General features: G+C 67.6%; 11 protein-coding genes. 6 read left to right on the forward strand and 5 right to left on the reverse strand.

Going from position 1 to position 11,884, the window contains the following annotated elements; all coding sequences use genetic code 11:
* Window positions 1-40: 40 nt before the first annotated feature.
* Window positions 41-871, forward strand: a complete 831-nt coding sequence (gene rsmI, locus PSR88_RS28780) for a 16S rRNA (cytidine(1402)-2'-O)-methyltransferase (protein ID WP_011597796.1) — start codon at window positions 41-43, stop codon at window positions 869-871.
* Window positions 872-888: 17 nt separating this feature from the next.
* Here the strand turns inward: rsmI and PSR88_RS28785 are convergent, their stop codons facing one another.
* The 3 genes from PSR88_RS28785 to PSR88_RS28795 are packed head-to-tail and all read right to left on the reverse strand — an operon-like array spanning window position 889 to window position 4,678.
* On the reverse strand, window positions 889-2,124 hold the full coding sequence (locus tag PSR88_RS28785) for a DUF2786 domain-containing protein (RefSeq protein ID WP_050787398.1): 1,236 nt from the start codon (window positions 2,122-2,124) through the stop codon (window positions 889-891).
* Between the two features lie 47 nt (window positions 2,125-2,171).
* Window positions 2,172-3,731, reverse strand: a complete 1,560-nt coding sequence (gene metG, locus PSR88_RS28790) for a methionine--tRNA ligase (RefSeq protein ID WP_009478919.1) — start codon at window positions 3,729-3,731, stop codon at window positions 2,172-2,174.
* A 53-nt stretch (window positions 3,732-3,784) separates the two neighbouring features.
* The gene (locus PSR88_RS28795) at window positions 3,785-4,678 is read right to left on the reverse strand and encodes an SDR family NAD(P)-dependent oxidoreductase (protein WP_016883477.1); all 894 of its coding nucleotides are present in this window, start codon (window positions 4,676-4,678) and stop codon (window positions 3,785-3,787) included.
* A gap of 35 nt (window positions 4,679-4,713) precedes the next feature.
* Between PSR88_RS28795 and PSR88_RS28800 the strand changes: the two genes are divergently transcribed.
* Complete coding sequence (locus PSR88_RS28800; protein WP_005255429.1) at window positions 4,714-5,556, forward strand: TatD family hydrolase; 843 nt, start codon at window positions 4,714-4,716, stop codon at window positions 5,554-5,556.
* A gap of 138 nt (window positions 5,557-5,694) precedes the next feature.
* Window positions 5,695-6,135 carry a DoxX family protein gene (locus PSR88_RS28805; protein ID WP_009478921.1) on the forward strand — a complete coding sequence of 147 codons (441 nt, stop codon included), beginning with the start codon at window positions 5,695-5,697 and terminating at the stop codon, window positions 6,133-6,135.
* A 49-nt stretch (window positions 6,136-6,184) separates the two neighbouring features.
* On the opposite strand, the gene PSR88_RS28810 is transcribed toward PSR88_RS28805, so the two are convergent.
* Both PSR88_RS28810 and PSR88_RS28815 read right to left on the reverse strand, forming a co-directional pair.
* A complete protein-coding gene (locus PSR88_RS28810; protein WP_009478922.1) occupies window positions 6,185-6,955 on the reverse strand; it encodes an amino acid ABC transporter ATP-binding protein in 771 nt (256 codons plus the stop codon).
* Complete coding sequence (locus PSR88_RS28815; RefSeq protein ID WP_011597801.1) at window positions 6,952-8,421, reverse strand: amino acid ABC transporter substrate-binding protein/permease; 1,470 nt, start codon at window positions 8,419-8,421, stop codon at window positions 6,952-6,954. Before PSR88_RS28815 ends, PSR88_RS28810 begins: the two co-directional genes overlap by 4 nt.
* A gap of 241 nt (window positions 8,422-8,662) precedes the next feature.
* On the opposite strand from PSR88_RS28815, the gene PSR88_RS28820 reads away from it, so the two are divergent.
* Genes PSR88_RS28820 through rsmA form a run of 3 tightly spaced genes read left to right on the forward strand, consistent with a single transcriptional unit; the run spans window position 8,663 to window position 11,829 of the window.
* Entirely contained in the window at window positions 8,663-9,778 is a 1,116-nt protein-coding gene (locus tag PSR88_RS28820) for a resuscitation-promoting factor (protein WP_011597802.1), read from the forward strand.
* A gap of 22 nt (window positions 9,779-9,800) precedes the next feature.
* Window positions 9,801-10,928 (forward strand): resuscitation-promoting factor, encoded by a 1,128-nt coding sequence (locus PSR88_RS28825; protein ID WP_011597803.1) that lies wholly within the window; start codon window positions 9,801-9,803, stop codon window positions 10,926-10,928.
* Window positions 10,929-10,938: 10 nt separating this feature from the next.
* On the forward strand, window positions 10,939-11,829 hold the full coding sequence (gene rsmA / locus PSR88_RS28830; protein ID WP_011597804.1) for a 16S rRNA (adenine(1518)-N(6)/adenine(1519)-N(6))-dimethyltransferase RsmA: 891 nt from the start codon (window positions 10,939-10,941) through the stop codon (window positions 11,827-11,829).
* Window positions 11,830-11,884 lie beyond the last annotated feature (55 nt).

Genomic DNA, 11,884 nt, shown 5'->3' on the forward strand with positions numbered 1-11,884 from the left:
TCCGTCAGCATCGTCACGCCGCAATCGTAGGCTGTGGGTCATGACTGGTCGCCTAGTGCTCGCCGCAACACCGATGGGGGACGTGGGTGACGCCTCGCCGAGGCTGCGTACGGCGCTCGGGACGGCCGACGTCGTCGCCGCCGAGGACACCCGCCGCACCAAAGCTCTCGCCTCTGCTCTCGACGTGACGATCACCGGCAAGGTCGTCAGCTTCTACGACCAGGTCGAGACGGCCCGGCTGCCCGCCCTCGTCGCCGACGTCGCGTCCGGCAAGACCGTTCTCCTCGTCACCGACGCCGGCATGCCCTCCGTCAGCGACCCCGGGTACCGGCTGGTGTCGGCGTGCGTGGCCGAGGATCTGGCGGTGACGTGCCTGCCCGGACCGTCGGCGGTGACGACGGCGCTCGCGCTGTCCGGGTTGCCCGTCGAACGGTTCTGCTTCGACGGCTTCCCGCCCCGGAAACAAGGCCAGCGCAAGACGTGGTTGCGGGCCCTGGTCGCCGAGCAACGCGCGTGTGTGTTCTTCGAGGCACCGCACCGGCTCGCCGACTGCCTGGCAGACGCGGTCGAGGTGCTCGGCGGAACCCGCCGCGCCGCCGTCTGCCGGGAACTGACCAAGACGTACGAGGAGGTTCGCCGCGGCACCCTCGCCGAACTCGCCGAGTGGGCCGCCGACGGTGTCCGCGGCGAGATCACGGTGGTGGTGGAAGGCGCCACTCTCGTCGCGTCCGACCCCGCCGACCTCGTCGACGAGGTGGAGCGACTCGTCGCGGACGGCACCCGGCTCAAGGATGCGTGCGCGCTCGTCGCCACCACCGGCGTGTCGAAGCGGGAACTCTACGAGACGGTGCTGGCCTCCCGGAAGGACTAGGTGCCCTCCGGCGAGCGCTACCGCCGGAGGGCACGCTCTCCGGGAGCCAGCGACGCGTCGTCGGCGGCGGCCTGTCCGGCGTACCAGCCGTTGGCGTCGACAGCCCTGCCGCGCGCCTTCTTGGTACGCGGAAACAGACGGTCGAACTCGGCGTCGACGGCCTCGGATTTGGTGGCCAGAATCGGCAGCAGATCGTCGACAGCGATCGACGCCTCGTCGGCGGCCTCGGCCGTGGCCCGGCTGTCGGCGTCGCGCAACCGCTGGCCGATGCGGCTGGCGAAGCCCGCGAGGAAACCCTTCCGGAACGACGTGGTGCGTGAACCACTGCGACTGTCGGCGTCCGCGAATTGCATTGCGCGCGTTGCCTGCACGAGCAGCGAGGTGAACAGCATGTCTACCTGTTGCAGGTCGAGGGGGGTTCCGACCACGGTCGCGATGGCGAGAGAGCTGAACCACACGGTGCGTACCCGGTTGGAGTCACCGATCTCGGTGAGGAGGTGCACCTTCTCCTTGACATACGGATTCTCCAGGTGGATGCGGCGACTGTGCACCGCCGTGTTGCCCACCCCGTTCTGGGTGTGGAGGAGAGCGGCGTTGATCGCGTAACGCGTCATCAACTCCTGCGCCTTCGCGGTGAAGATCTCGGCCTCCTCCGCGAAATCGGTGGCCTCGGCCTTTGCGAGCAGCCCGCGGATCCTGTTGAGCACCTTCGCGTCGGCCTCGGTCTCGCCCGGCACGGCCGCGGCCGGGTCGGCGACCCGCACGACGGGCCACGTCGACGGCGGGGGAGCGAGCACCGTCCAGCCGGGCAGATTCGTCCACGTCAGTGACAGGTCGGTGAGCTGGTAGACGGAGTGGTACGGGTCTTCGAACAGCAGTCCGGCGGCCAGCGCCCGAACGTCGGGACCGTCGACCGGAACCCGCCCGGCCAGGTGCGACGCACCGGGGTACTGCTCGCCGATGGTGCGGAGTTGCTCCACCCAGTCCCGCGGCGCCCGGTGCGCGGCCCGCGTGCGCTCCGCCTCGTGCAGCACCAGGGCCGCCGCCAGCGCCGCGTCGGACGGCTCCTTCGATCTCCGCGCAAGATGCACGACGTCGGCGGGCTGCCACCCACGCTCGTACGCGGCCGACAACTCACCCATCAGGGTGTGGACCGCCGCGGCGGCCTGGGGGCTCACTTCGTCGTCGAACACGCGCGCTCCGTTCCCGAATCCACCGTGATGAGATCGAATGTATGTTCTATTCGGCGTCATGGGGAGAGTGTGCATGCGGGGTCCGACAAGAACGGACCCCACACGGATCAGTCCTCCACGTAACGCGGGAACACGCCCGACGGCGCCGGCAACGGGGTGCCCGCCACGATGCGTGTCGAGAGGTCGCTGAACTGCCGGGCATCGGCCTTCTGGCCCAGGAGGTCGAGGATCTTCTCCGCGGCGTCCGGCATCACCGGCTGCACGAGGATGCCGACGATCCGCACCACCTCGAGCGTCACGTACAGCACCGTCGCCATCCGCTCCGGATCCGTCTTCCGCAGAACCCACGGCTCCTGCTTGGAGAAGTACCGGTTGGTCTCGCCGAGAACCGACCAGATCGCCTCCAGCGCGAGATGCAGTGCCTGGACGTCGTATTCGGCTCGAACCCGCCCGAGCAGCGCATCCGCCTGCGCGAGCATCGCCGTGTCGTCCTCGGTCAGCTCGCCGGGGGTCGGGACCTGGGCGTCGCAGTTCTTCGCGACCATCGACAGCGACCGCTGCGCGAGGTTGCCGAGCTCGTTCGCCAGGTCGGCGTTGATCCGGGTGACGATGGCCTCGTGGCTGTAGCTGCCGTCCTGGCCGTAGGAGATCTCGCGGAGCAGGAAGAAGCGCACGGCGTCGAGGCCGTACTGCTCCACCATGGCGACGGGGTCGACGACGTTGCCGACCGACTTCGACATCTTCTCGCCCTTGTTGTAGAGGAATCCATGCACGAAGACGCGCTTCGGCAGTTCGATTCCCGCCGACATCAGGAACGCCGGCCAGTACACGGTGTGGAACCGGGTGATGTCCTTGCCGATGATGTGCAGGTTCGCCGGCCAGAACTTGCCGAACTGCTCGGAGTCGGTGTCCGGGTATCCGGCGCCGGTCAGGTAGTTGGTGAGCGCGTCCACCCACACGTACATCACGTGCTCGGGATGGTCGGGGACCGGAACGCCCCAGTCGAACGTCGTGCGGGAGATCGACAGGTCCTTCAGTCCGCCCTTGACGAAGCTGACGATCTCGTTGCGGCGAGTCGCGGGTGCGATGAAGTCGGGATTCTCCTCGTACAGCCGGAGCAGCTTGTCCTGGTACTCGGACAGCTTGAAGAAGTACGTGGACTCCTCCGTCCACTCGACCGGGGTGCCCGTCTCGGTGGACAGGCGTGAACCGTCGTCCTGCAGGGTGGTCTCGGCCTCGGTGTAGAACGCCTCGTCGCGGACCGAGTACCAGCCCGAGTACGTGTCGAGGTAGATGTCGCCGTTGTCGAGCATCCTCCGCCAGATCGCCTTGCTGGCTTCTTCGTGATCGGCATCCGTGGTGCGGATGAACCGGTCGAAGGAGATGTTCAACGTCTTGTCCATGGCCTCGAACACGTCCGAGTTCCGCGCGGCGAGCTCACGGACGTCGATGCCTTCCTTGGCCGCCGTCTGCTGCATCTTCAGGCCGTGTTCGTCGGTTCCCGTCATGAAGTAGACGTCGAACCCGTCCAGACGCTTGAAACGTGCGAGGGCGTCCGAGGAGATGTACTCGTAAGCGTGGCCGATGTGCGGGACGCCGTTCGGGTACGCGATCGCCGTCGTCAGATAGAAAGGTGGCCGCGAGGCGGTGGAATCAGCAGCATTCATGGTGCGACCACTCTATCTGCGCGCCGCCGTTTCGTGACGCGCAGATTCGGGTTCTAGGCCTGCCCGGCGCCGTCCTCGTCGGTGACGGTGCGTGACTCGTACGCCGCGCGGGCCGACTTGTTCGTGGACCTGACCTGGTCGGGGACCATGCGGCGGATCGCGAAGTCGCGGGCGAACTGCGGAAAGACGGTGACCAGGCGCGCAAGCGGGCCGACGTACCGGGGGATGGTGACCTCGAACCGGGGGCGGTGGATCACCGCGACGACGGTCTTCGCGACGTCGGCCGGCGTCAGCAGTTTTGCCGCGCCCGTCGCCGTGCCGGCCGCGAGTTCGGTGTCGACGACAGCGGGCATGATCACCGAGATCTGCACGCCCGACCCGCGGAGTTCCTCGCGGACACCGGTCAGGTAACCGAGCACGCCGTGTTTCGTCGCGGCATACGTCGACTCGCCGGGGGGTGCGACCTTCGACGCCAGCGACGCCACCGTGACGATCTGGCCGCGGCCGCGCGCACGCATCGCCGGCGCCGCCAGTCTCACCCCGCGGATGACGCCGTGCAGGTTCACGGCGAGCTGCCGATCCGTCGCGGACTCGGGTTCCTCGTCGAACCTGCCGACCCACATCACGCCCGCGTTGTTGACGAGTACGTCGATCCGGCCCCAGTGGTCCTCGACGGCCGTGAGGAATGCCGCGAACGACGCGGTGTCGGTGACGTCCAGTTCGAGACCCTCCACCGTCCCGCCCGCCCGGCCGAGTTCGTCCGCCGTCCTGCGGGCGGCGGCGCCGTCGACGTCGCCGATCGCGACCCGGGCGCCGGCCAGTGCCAGCTGTCGGGCGACCTCCCTCCCGATTCCCCTCGCGCCACCGGTCACCGCGATCACGCGGCCGTTCATCGAGCTCGAAGTCATGGACACGGCTCCCTCCCCGTCCGGGAGAAAGTACCGCATGTGACACGTGCGGCGGCGGCGTCGACAATGTCCGCATGAGCAAAGACCGTCCCGCCCCGGAAGCCCCCGCGCCGCTGTTCCCGCTCGTCGACTCGCACACCCACCTCGACGCGTGTGGTGCCTCGGACGCCGCGAGCGTCACGGCGATCGTCGACCGGGCCGCCGCGGTCGGGGTGGAGCGGGTGGTCACGGTGGCCGACGACCTGGCGGCCGCGCAGTTCGCCGTCGATGCGGCCCACTGGGATCCCCGCGTCTACGCGGCCGTGGCCATCCACCCCACCCGGGCGAACGTGCTCGACGACGCGACCCGGGCGGAGATCGAGCGACTTGCCGGTGATCCTCGGGTGGTCGCGGTGGGAGAGACGGGACTCGACTTCTACTGGCCCGGGAAACTCGACGGCTGCGCCACGGTCCCCGAGCAGACCGAGGGCTTCCGCTGGCACATCGACCTCGCGAAGCGGCTCGGCAAGACGCTGATGATCCACAACCGGGAGGCCGATCAGGCGCTGCTGCAGGTGCTGCGTGAGGAGGGTGCGCCGGAGACGGTGATCTTTCACTGCTTCTCCTCGGACGCCGAGATGGCGCGCGAGTGCGTCGACGCCGGTTACGTCCTCAGCTTCTCCGGCACCGTCAGCTTCAAGAACGCGAAGGCCCTGCGGGAAGCGGCCCCCCTGGTGCCATCGGATCAGTTGATCGTCGAGACGGATGCGCCGTTCCTCACTCCGCACCCGTTCCGGGGCGCTCCCAACGAGCCGTACTGCCTCCCGTACACGGTCCGGGCGCTCGCCGAGATCCGTGGCGAGGATCCGGACGACCTGGCGAAGGCGTCCACCGCGACCGCCGAGCGCGTGTACGGCCTCCGGCCCGTGAGTGGTTGACGAGTCCCTGGACTCGTCAACCACTCACGGGGCCGAAGGCCCTATGTTGAAGTTTCAAGTTAGAGAACTTAGGATCGCTGCTTGTTCAACTAACGGTCGTCCCGGTCGCGCGGGGACACCACGATGAAAGGCACATCCATGAACAACCCCGCAGTTCGAAGCCTGGGAATCCTCGTCGCCCGCGTGGGCATCGGCGTCATCTTCCTCGCCCACGGCTGGCAGAAGGCATTCACCAACGGACTCGACGCCACGACCGCCGGCTTCGAGGCCATGGGAGTTCCGCTTCCCGGCGTCTCGGCGTTCCTCGCGACGTGGATCGAGCTGATCGGCGGAATCGCGCTCATCGTCGGGGCGGCCGTCCCGATCTTCGGCATCCTGCTCTTCCTCGACATGGTCGGCGCCTTCTTCCTCGTGCACGTCGACAAGGGAATCTTCGCCAGCGAGGGCGGCTACGAGCTGGTGCTGGCTCTGGGAGTCGGCTCGCTGCTGCTCGCCGTCGTCGGATCGGGCCGGTTCGGCGTCGACGGACTGCTCGGCCACAAGGTTCCGTGGGTCGCGAAGGAACGCGCCACCGTCTGACCCCATGTAAGTGGCGAAGCGTGCCCCGGCACGCTTCGCCACTCACGTGTCAGAGGACCTTGTTCAGGAAGTCCTGGGTGCGGGACTGCTGCGGGTCGCCGAAGATCTGCTCCGGAGTGCCCTCCTCGACCACGTAACCGTCGGCCATGAAGATCACCCGGTCGGACACCTCGCGGGCGAAGCCCATCTCGTGCGTGACCACGACCATCGTCATGCCACCCTTCGCGAGGTCGCGCAGAACCTGCAGCACCTCGCCCACCATCTCGGGGTCCAGGGCGCTGGTCGCCTCGTCGAACAGCATGATGTCCGGGTTCATCGCCAGGGCCCGCGCGATCGCGACGCGCTGCTTCTGCCCACCGGACAGGTTCGCCGGCTTCGCGTCCGCCTTCTCCGCCAACCCGACCTGCTCGAGCAGCCGGACCGCCGTCGCCCGCGCCTCCTCCTTGGAGGCCCGCTTGGTCTGCACGGGCGCGAGCATCACGTTCTCGATCGCCGTCATGTGCGGGAACAAGTTGAAGTGCTGGAAGACCATGCCGATGTGCTGACGCACCCGGTCGATGTCGATCTTCTTGTCGCTCACGTCGAACCCGTCGACCACGACCTTGCCGTCCGTGATGTCCTCGAGCCGGTTGAGGCAGCGCAGGAACGTGCTCTTGCCGGAGCCCGACGGCCCGATCACGCAGACCACTTCACCGCTCGCGATGTCGACGTCGAGGCCCTTGAGGACCTCGTTGTCGCCGAACGACTTCTTCAGACCCTTCACCCGGATCTTCGGGTCGGCGGTCTCGGCCTTGTTCTCTGTCACCGGTGTCTCGGTCACTTGTTGATCCTCTTCTCGAGCCGGTTCGACAGCTTCGTCAACGCCATGATGATGATGAAATACATCACGCCGATGATCAGCCACATGTTGAAGGACTGGAAGTTGCGGGCGATGATGATCCGCCCGGTCTGAGTGAGCTCGGCGAGCCCGATCACGGACAGGATCGACGTGTCCTTCAGCGTGATCACGAACTGATTGATGTACGACGGGATCATCGTCCGCACGGCCTGCGGCATCACGACCTTCTGCATCGACTTCAGGTAGCTGATGCCGAGGCTCCGCGACGCTTCCATCTGGCCCTTGTCGACGGACAGGATGCCGCCGCGCACGATCTCGGCCATGTACGCGCCGGCGTTGAGGCTCAGCGTGATGATGCCCGCCGTGAACGCCGACATCTGGAAGTCCAGGGCCGCCGGGATGCCGAAGTAGATGAAGAACGCCTGCACCAGCAGCGGGGTGCCGCGGAACACGTCGACGTAGGTGGTGCCGATGCCGCGCAGGACGATGTTGGTCGACACCCGGAACAGGCCGAAGATCGCGCCGAGGACGAGCGCGATGGCGATCGATACCACGGTCAGGACGATCGTGAGCCACAGGCCCTCGAGCAGCAGCGGGTAGGTGCTCTTGATCAGGCCCAGGATCGAGTTGTCGTCGTCGGATGCGTCCGAGTTGAGGTAGGTGTCGAGGATCTCGTCGTACTGGCCGCTGGCCTTCAGGTTGGCGAGCCCGGTGTTGAATTCCTGCAGGAGCTGCGCGTTCTGGCCCTTCGCGACGGCGAACCCGTAGCTGGCGCCGGGGACCTTGTCGGTGACCGTCTTGAACCCGTTGCCCTGCTTGATGCCGTAGGCGAGGACGGGGTAGTCCTCGAACACGGCCGCCGAGTTACCCGTGCGGACCTCGTCGAACATGCTCGACGAGTCGGCGAAGTACTTGGTGGTGAATCCGTACTGGTCCTTGATGGACTCCGCGTACGTGGCGCCCTCGGTGCCGTTCTTGACCGCGACGGATTTGCCGCGCAGGTCCTCGTACGAGGTGACCGAGTCGTTGCTCTCGAGCACGCCCATCTGGACGCCCGACTCGAAGTACGGATCGGAGAAGTCGAACGTCGCCTTGCGGGCGTCGGTGATCGACATGCCGGCGATCATGCCGTTGGCCTGACCGCCCGTGACCGCCTGGAGTGCGGCGTCGAATCCGACGGCGTTGACCTGGTAGGTGAACCCCTGGTCCTCGGCGATGGCGGCGAGGAGATCCATGTCGATTCCGACGAGCTTGCCGCTCTCGTCCTGGAACTCGAACGGGGCGAACGTGATGTCGGTGGCGATGGTGTAGTTGTTGCCCGGTGCGGGCTCTTGTGCGCCGGCAAGGCCGGGCGCGACGAGTGTGACGAGCAGCGTCAGCGCGGCGATCACCGCGGGCACTCTCGGACGTCTGACGAGTCTCAGAAGTCGATCGGATCTGCTGCGCACGGAACCCCAGCTTTCTCAGTCAGTAGTGCCCGGTCGCTTCCGGGCTTCTTGGTGCATGTCGCAAGATACTGCGTTTCGCACGTGGTCCGGACCAGAAGCGATCCTTCGCGGTGAAGTGAAAACTGTCCCCGATCTCAACCTTTTCGTGATCTCGCACGCAGGTCGTAGCGGCAAAGTTGCCAGACCATCGCCGATTCGTTACCGTACCGTGATCAAACCTTCGCCAGCCTTGGGAATTCATGTGTCGCCTTTAGCCAGAATCAACAACGCCAAATCGCCCCTTCTCTACGTAGTCGTCGCGGCACTGCTCGCGACGCTCGTCGTGGGCGGTGCGCTGGCAGTGGCGCGGCACAAGACCATCACGCTCGACGTCGACGGCGAGACCATCTCGCTCGGGACGATGGCCTCCGACGTCGGCGGCGCGCTCGACGACGCCGGGTACGCCGTCAGCGAGCGTGACGCGGTCGCTCCCGCGGCCGACGCGTCGCTCTCCGACGGCGACACCGTGGTGCTGCGGCGTGCTCGTGAGATCGACCTCACGGTCGACGGGCAGCCGAAGACCGTGTGGACCACCGCCCTCACCGTCGACGACGCACTGAAGCAGTTCGAACTCGCCGACGACGTCCACGTCTCGGCGTCTCGCGCCGAGCGCCTGCCGCTGGAAGGTACCGCGCTCGAGGTCGTCAACGCCAAGCTCGTCAAGGTCGCCGATGGCGGCGCACCGCTCACGGACGTCCGACTGGCAGCCCCCACCGTGGGTGAGCTCCTCGCGGCCAACGGCGCCCCGCTCGAGCAGGCCGACACCGTCGTTCCGCCCGCCGACGCCCCCGTCGTCGAAGGCGCCGAGATCCACGTGACCCGCGATCGCACCGAGACGCGCACCGAGACGCTGCCCATCGCGCCTCCCGAGAACCGCGTCGAGGATCCCGCGCTCGACAAGGGCAAGACCGTCGTCGCGAACCCCGGAGTTCCCGGCGAGCGCACCGTCACCGCATCCGTGAAGACCGTCAACGGTGTCGAGGCCGGACGCCAGGAGCTCAGCTCTCAGGTGCTCCGCGAGCCCGCGCCGGCACTGGTCAAGGTCGGTGTGAAGGAACTCGCCATCTCCAACGCCTCCACCTGGGATTCGATCGCGCACTGCGAGGCCACCGGCAACTGGGCCATCAACACCGGCAACGGGTTCTTCGGCGGACTGCAGTTCACCCAGAGCACCTGGGAGGCGTTCGGCGGCAGCCAGTACGCCGCCCGCGCCGACCTCGCATCCCGCGAACAGCAGATCTCCGTCGCCGAGAAGGTCCAGGCGGCACAGGGCTGGGGCGCATGGCCCGCCTGCACCAGCAAGCTCGGACTCCGCTGACGGTCTGAAGTAAAGGAACACGATGTCGCCCTTCGCGAAGATCAACTCGGCTCGCTCGCCGCTGCTCTACACCGTGGTGGCCCTGCTTCTCGCCACACTGATCGCAGGCGGAGTGATGGCCGTGGTCCGGCACAAGACCGTCACACTCGACGTGGACGGCGAGAAGATCTCGCTGAGCACCATGACCACGAGCGTCGACGCCGCCCTGTCCGACGCCGGGTACTCGATCAACGACCGCGACGCCGTGGCACCGGAACGTGACGCGAGCCTGTCCGACGGGGACACCGTGGTGCTGCGCCGCGCGCGTGAAGTGACGCTGACGGTGGACGGTCAGCCCAAGACGGTGTGGACTACCGCGCTCACCGTCGAGGACGCGCTGAAGCAATTCGAACTCGGCGAGGACGTGCACGTGTCCGCGTCCCGTTCGCAGCGACTTCCGCTCGACGGTGCAGCGCTCGAGGTGCTCAATCCGCTCGTCGTCACGCTCGCCGACGGCGCGCTCCCGGTTACCGATGTGCGCATGGCCGCGCCGACGGTCGGGGAGTTCCTCGCCGCGCACGGCGCGCCGCTCGAGCAGGCCGACACCGTCGTCCCGGCCGCGGACACCCCGCTGACCGAGGGCATGGCCGTGACCGTCACCCGCGACCGCACCGAGACGAAGGTCGAGACGTTGCCGCTGGCTCCGGAGGAGCAGCGCATCGAGGACCCGACGATGAACAAGAGTCGCACCGTGCTCGAGAATCCGGGCGTGCCCGGCGTCCAGGACATCACGTTCGCGGTCAACACCGTCAACGGCAGGGAAGTCGGACGCAACCAGGTGTCCGCGACGGTCACGACGCCGGCGCAGCCGAAGGTGATCCGCGTCGGCGCGAAGCCGGGTACCGAGGTGCCGCCCGTCGAGAACGGTTCGGTCTGGGACGCGCTCGCGCAGTGCGAGGCCACCGGTAACTGGGCCATCAACACCGGCAACGGATTCTTCGGCGGCGTCCAGTTCGACCAGAACACGTGGGAGCGTCAGGGCGGCCTCAAGTATGCGCCGCGTGCCGACCTCGCCACCCGCGAGGAGCAGATCGCCGTCGCGTCGCAGACGCAGAAGACGCAGGGCTGGGGAGCGTGGCCGTCGTGCTCGGGCAGGCTCGGCGTGCGTTAAAGTTCGGCTGGTGTCCGAAGCCGAAGTACCCCCCGTCGCTCGAGGTCAGGCCGCACTGCTCGGCCCCGCCGAGGTGCGTGCGCTAGCCGAGGAGTTCGGCGTGCGCCCCACCAAGCAGCTGGGGCAGAACTTCGTGCACGACGCGAACACGGTCCGCCGCATCGTCGCCACCGCGGGCGTGGGACGCGAGGACACCGTCCTCGAGGTCGGGCCGGGGCTCGGTTCGCTCACGTTGGCGCTGCTCGATGTCGTCGACAAGGTGATCGCCGTCGAGATCGACCCCAACCTCGCGGCGCGACTCCCGGTCACGGTCGCCGACCGGGCTCCGGAACTCGCGGACCGGCTGACCGTGGTCGGCGCGGACGCGATGCGGGTCAAGCCGTCCGAGATCCCCGGTGAGCCCACGGCTCTCGTCGCGAATCTGCCGTACAACGTTGCGGTGCCGGTGCTGCTGCACCTGTTCTCCGAACTTCCCAGTCTCCGAACCGCTCTGGTGATGGTGCAGGCCGAGGTCGCCGACCGGCTGGCGGCGTCCCCGGGCAGCAAGATCTACGGTGTGCCGAGCGTGAAGGCCAATTTCTTCGGCGCCGTGCGGCGCGCGGGCGCCGTCGGGCGCGCGGTGTTCTGGCCCGTGCCGAAGGTCGAGTCGGGTCTCGTGCGCATTGATCGGTACGCCGAACCGCCGTGGCCCGTCGACGACGCACACCGCCGCCGTGTGTTCGCCGTCATCGATGCGGCTTTCGCTCAGCGCCGCAAGACTTTACGCGCCGCGCTCGGCGGTTGGGCCGGTTCACCCGCGGAGGCGGAGCGGCGACTGCTCGAGGCCGGCATCGCACCGTCCGCCCGCGGTGAGACCCTCGACGCGGCGGCCTTCGTGCGTCTCGCCGCCACCCAGCCGTGAGTACTTATTAACCGCGGGACGTTGATAAGTACTCACAGGGGGGTATCCCACGGTC

Origin of the sequence: Rhodococcus sp. DK176 (assembly GCF_038447315.2) — a bacterium.
GTDB lineage: Bacteria > Actinomycetota > Actinomycetes > Mycobacteriales > Mycobacteriaceae > Rhodococcus_F > Rhodococcus_F jostii_A.

Coding starts and splice junctions, on each gene's coding strand:
- metG (WP_009478919.1), bottom strand. CDS start 3,731: ATGAATGCTGCTGATTCCACCGCCTCGCGGCCACCTTTCTATCTGACG.
- PSR88_RS28785 (WP_050787398.1), bottom strand. CDS start 2,124: ATGACGCCGAATAGAACATACATTCGATCTCATCACGGTGGATTCGGG.
- rsmI (WP_011597796.1), top strand. CDS start 41: ATGACTGGTCGCCTAGTGCTCGCCGCAACACCGATGGGGGACGTGGGT.
- PSR88_RS28795 (WP_016883477.1), bottom strand. CDS start 4,678: ATGCGGTACTTTCTCCCGGACGGGGAGGGAGCCGTGTCCATGACTTCG.
- PSR88_RS28805 (WP_009478921.1), top strand. CDS start 5,695: ATGAACAACCCCGCAGTTCGAAGCCTGGGAATCCTCGTCGCCCGCGTG.
- PSR88_RS28800 (WP_005255429.1), top strand. CDS start 4,714: ATGAGCAAAGACCGTCCCGCCCCGGAAGCCCCCGCGCCGCTGTTCCCG.
- PSR88_RS28825 (WP_011597803.1), top strand. CDS start 9,801: ATGTCGCCCTTCGCGAAGATCAACTCGGCTCGCTCGCCGCTGCTCTAC.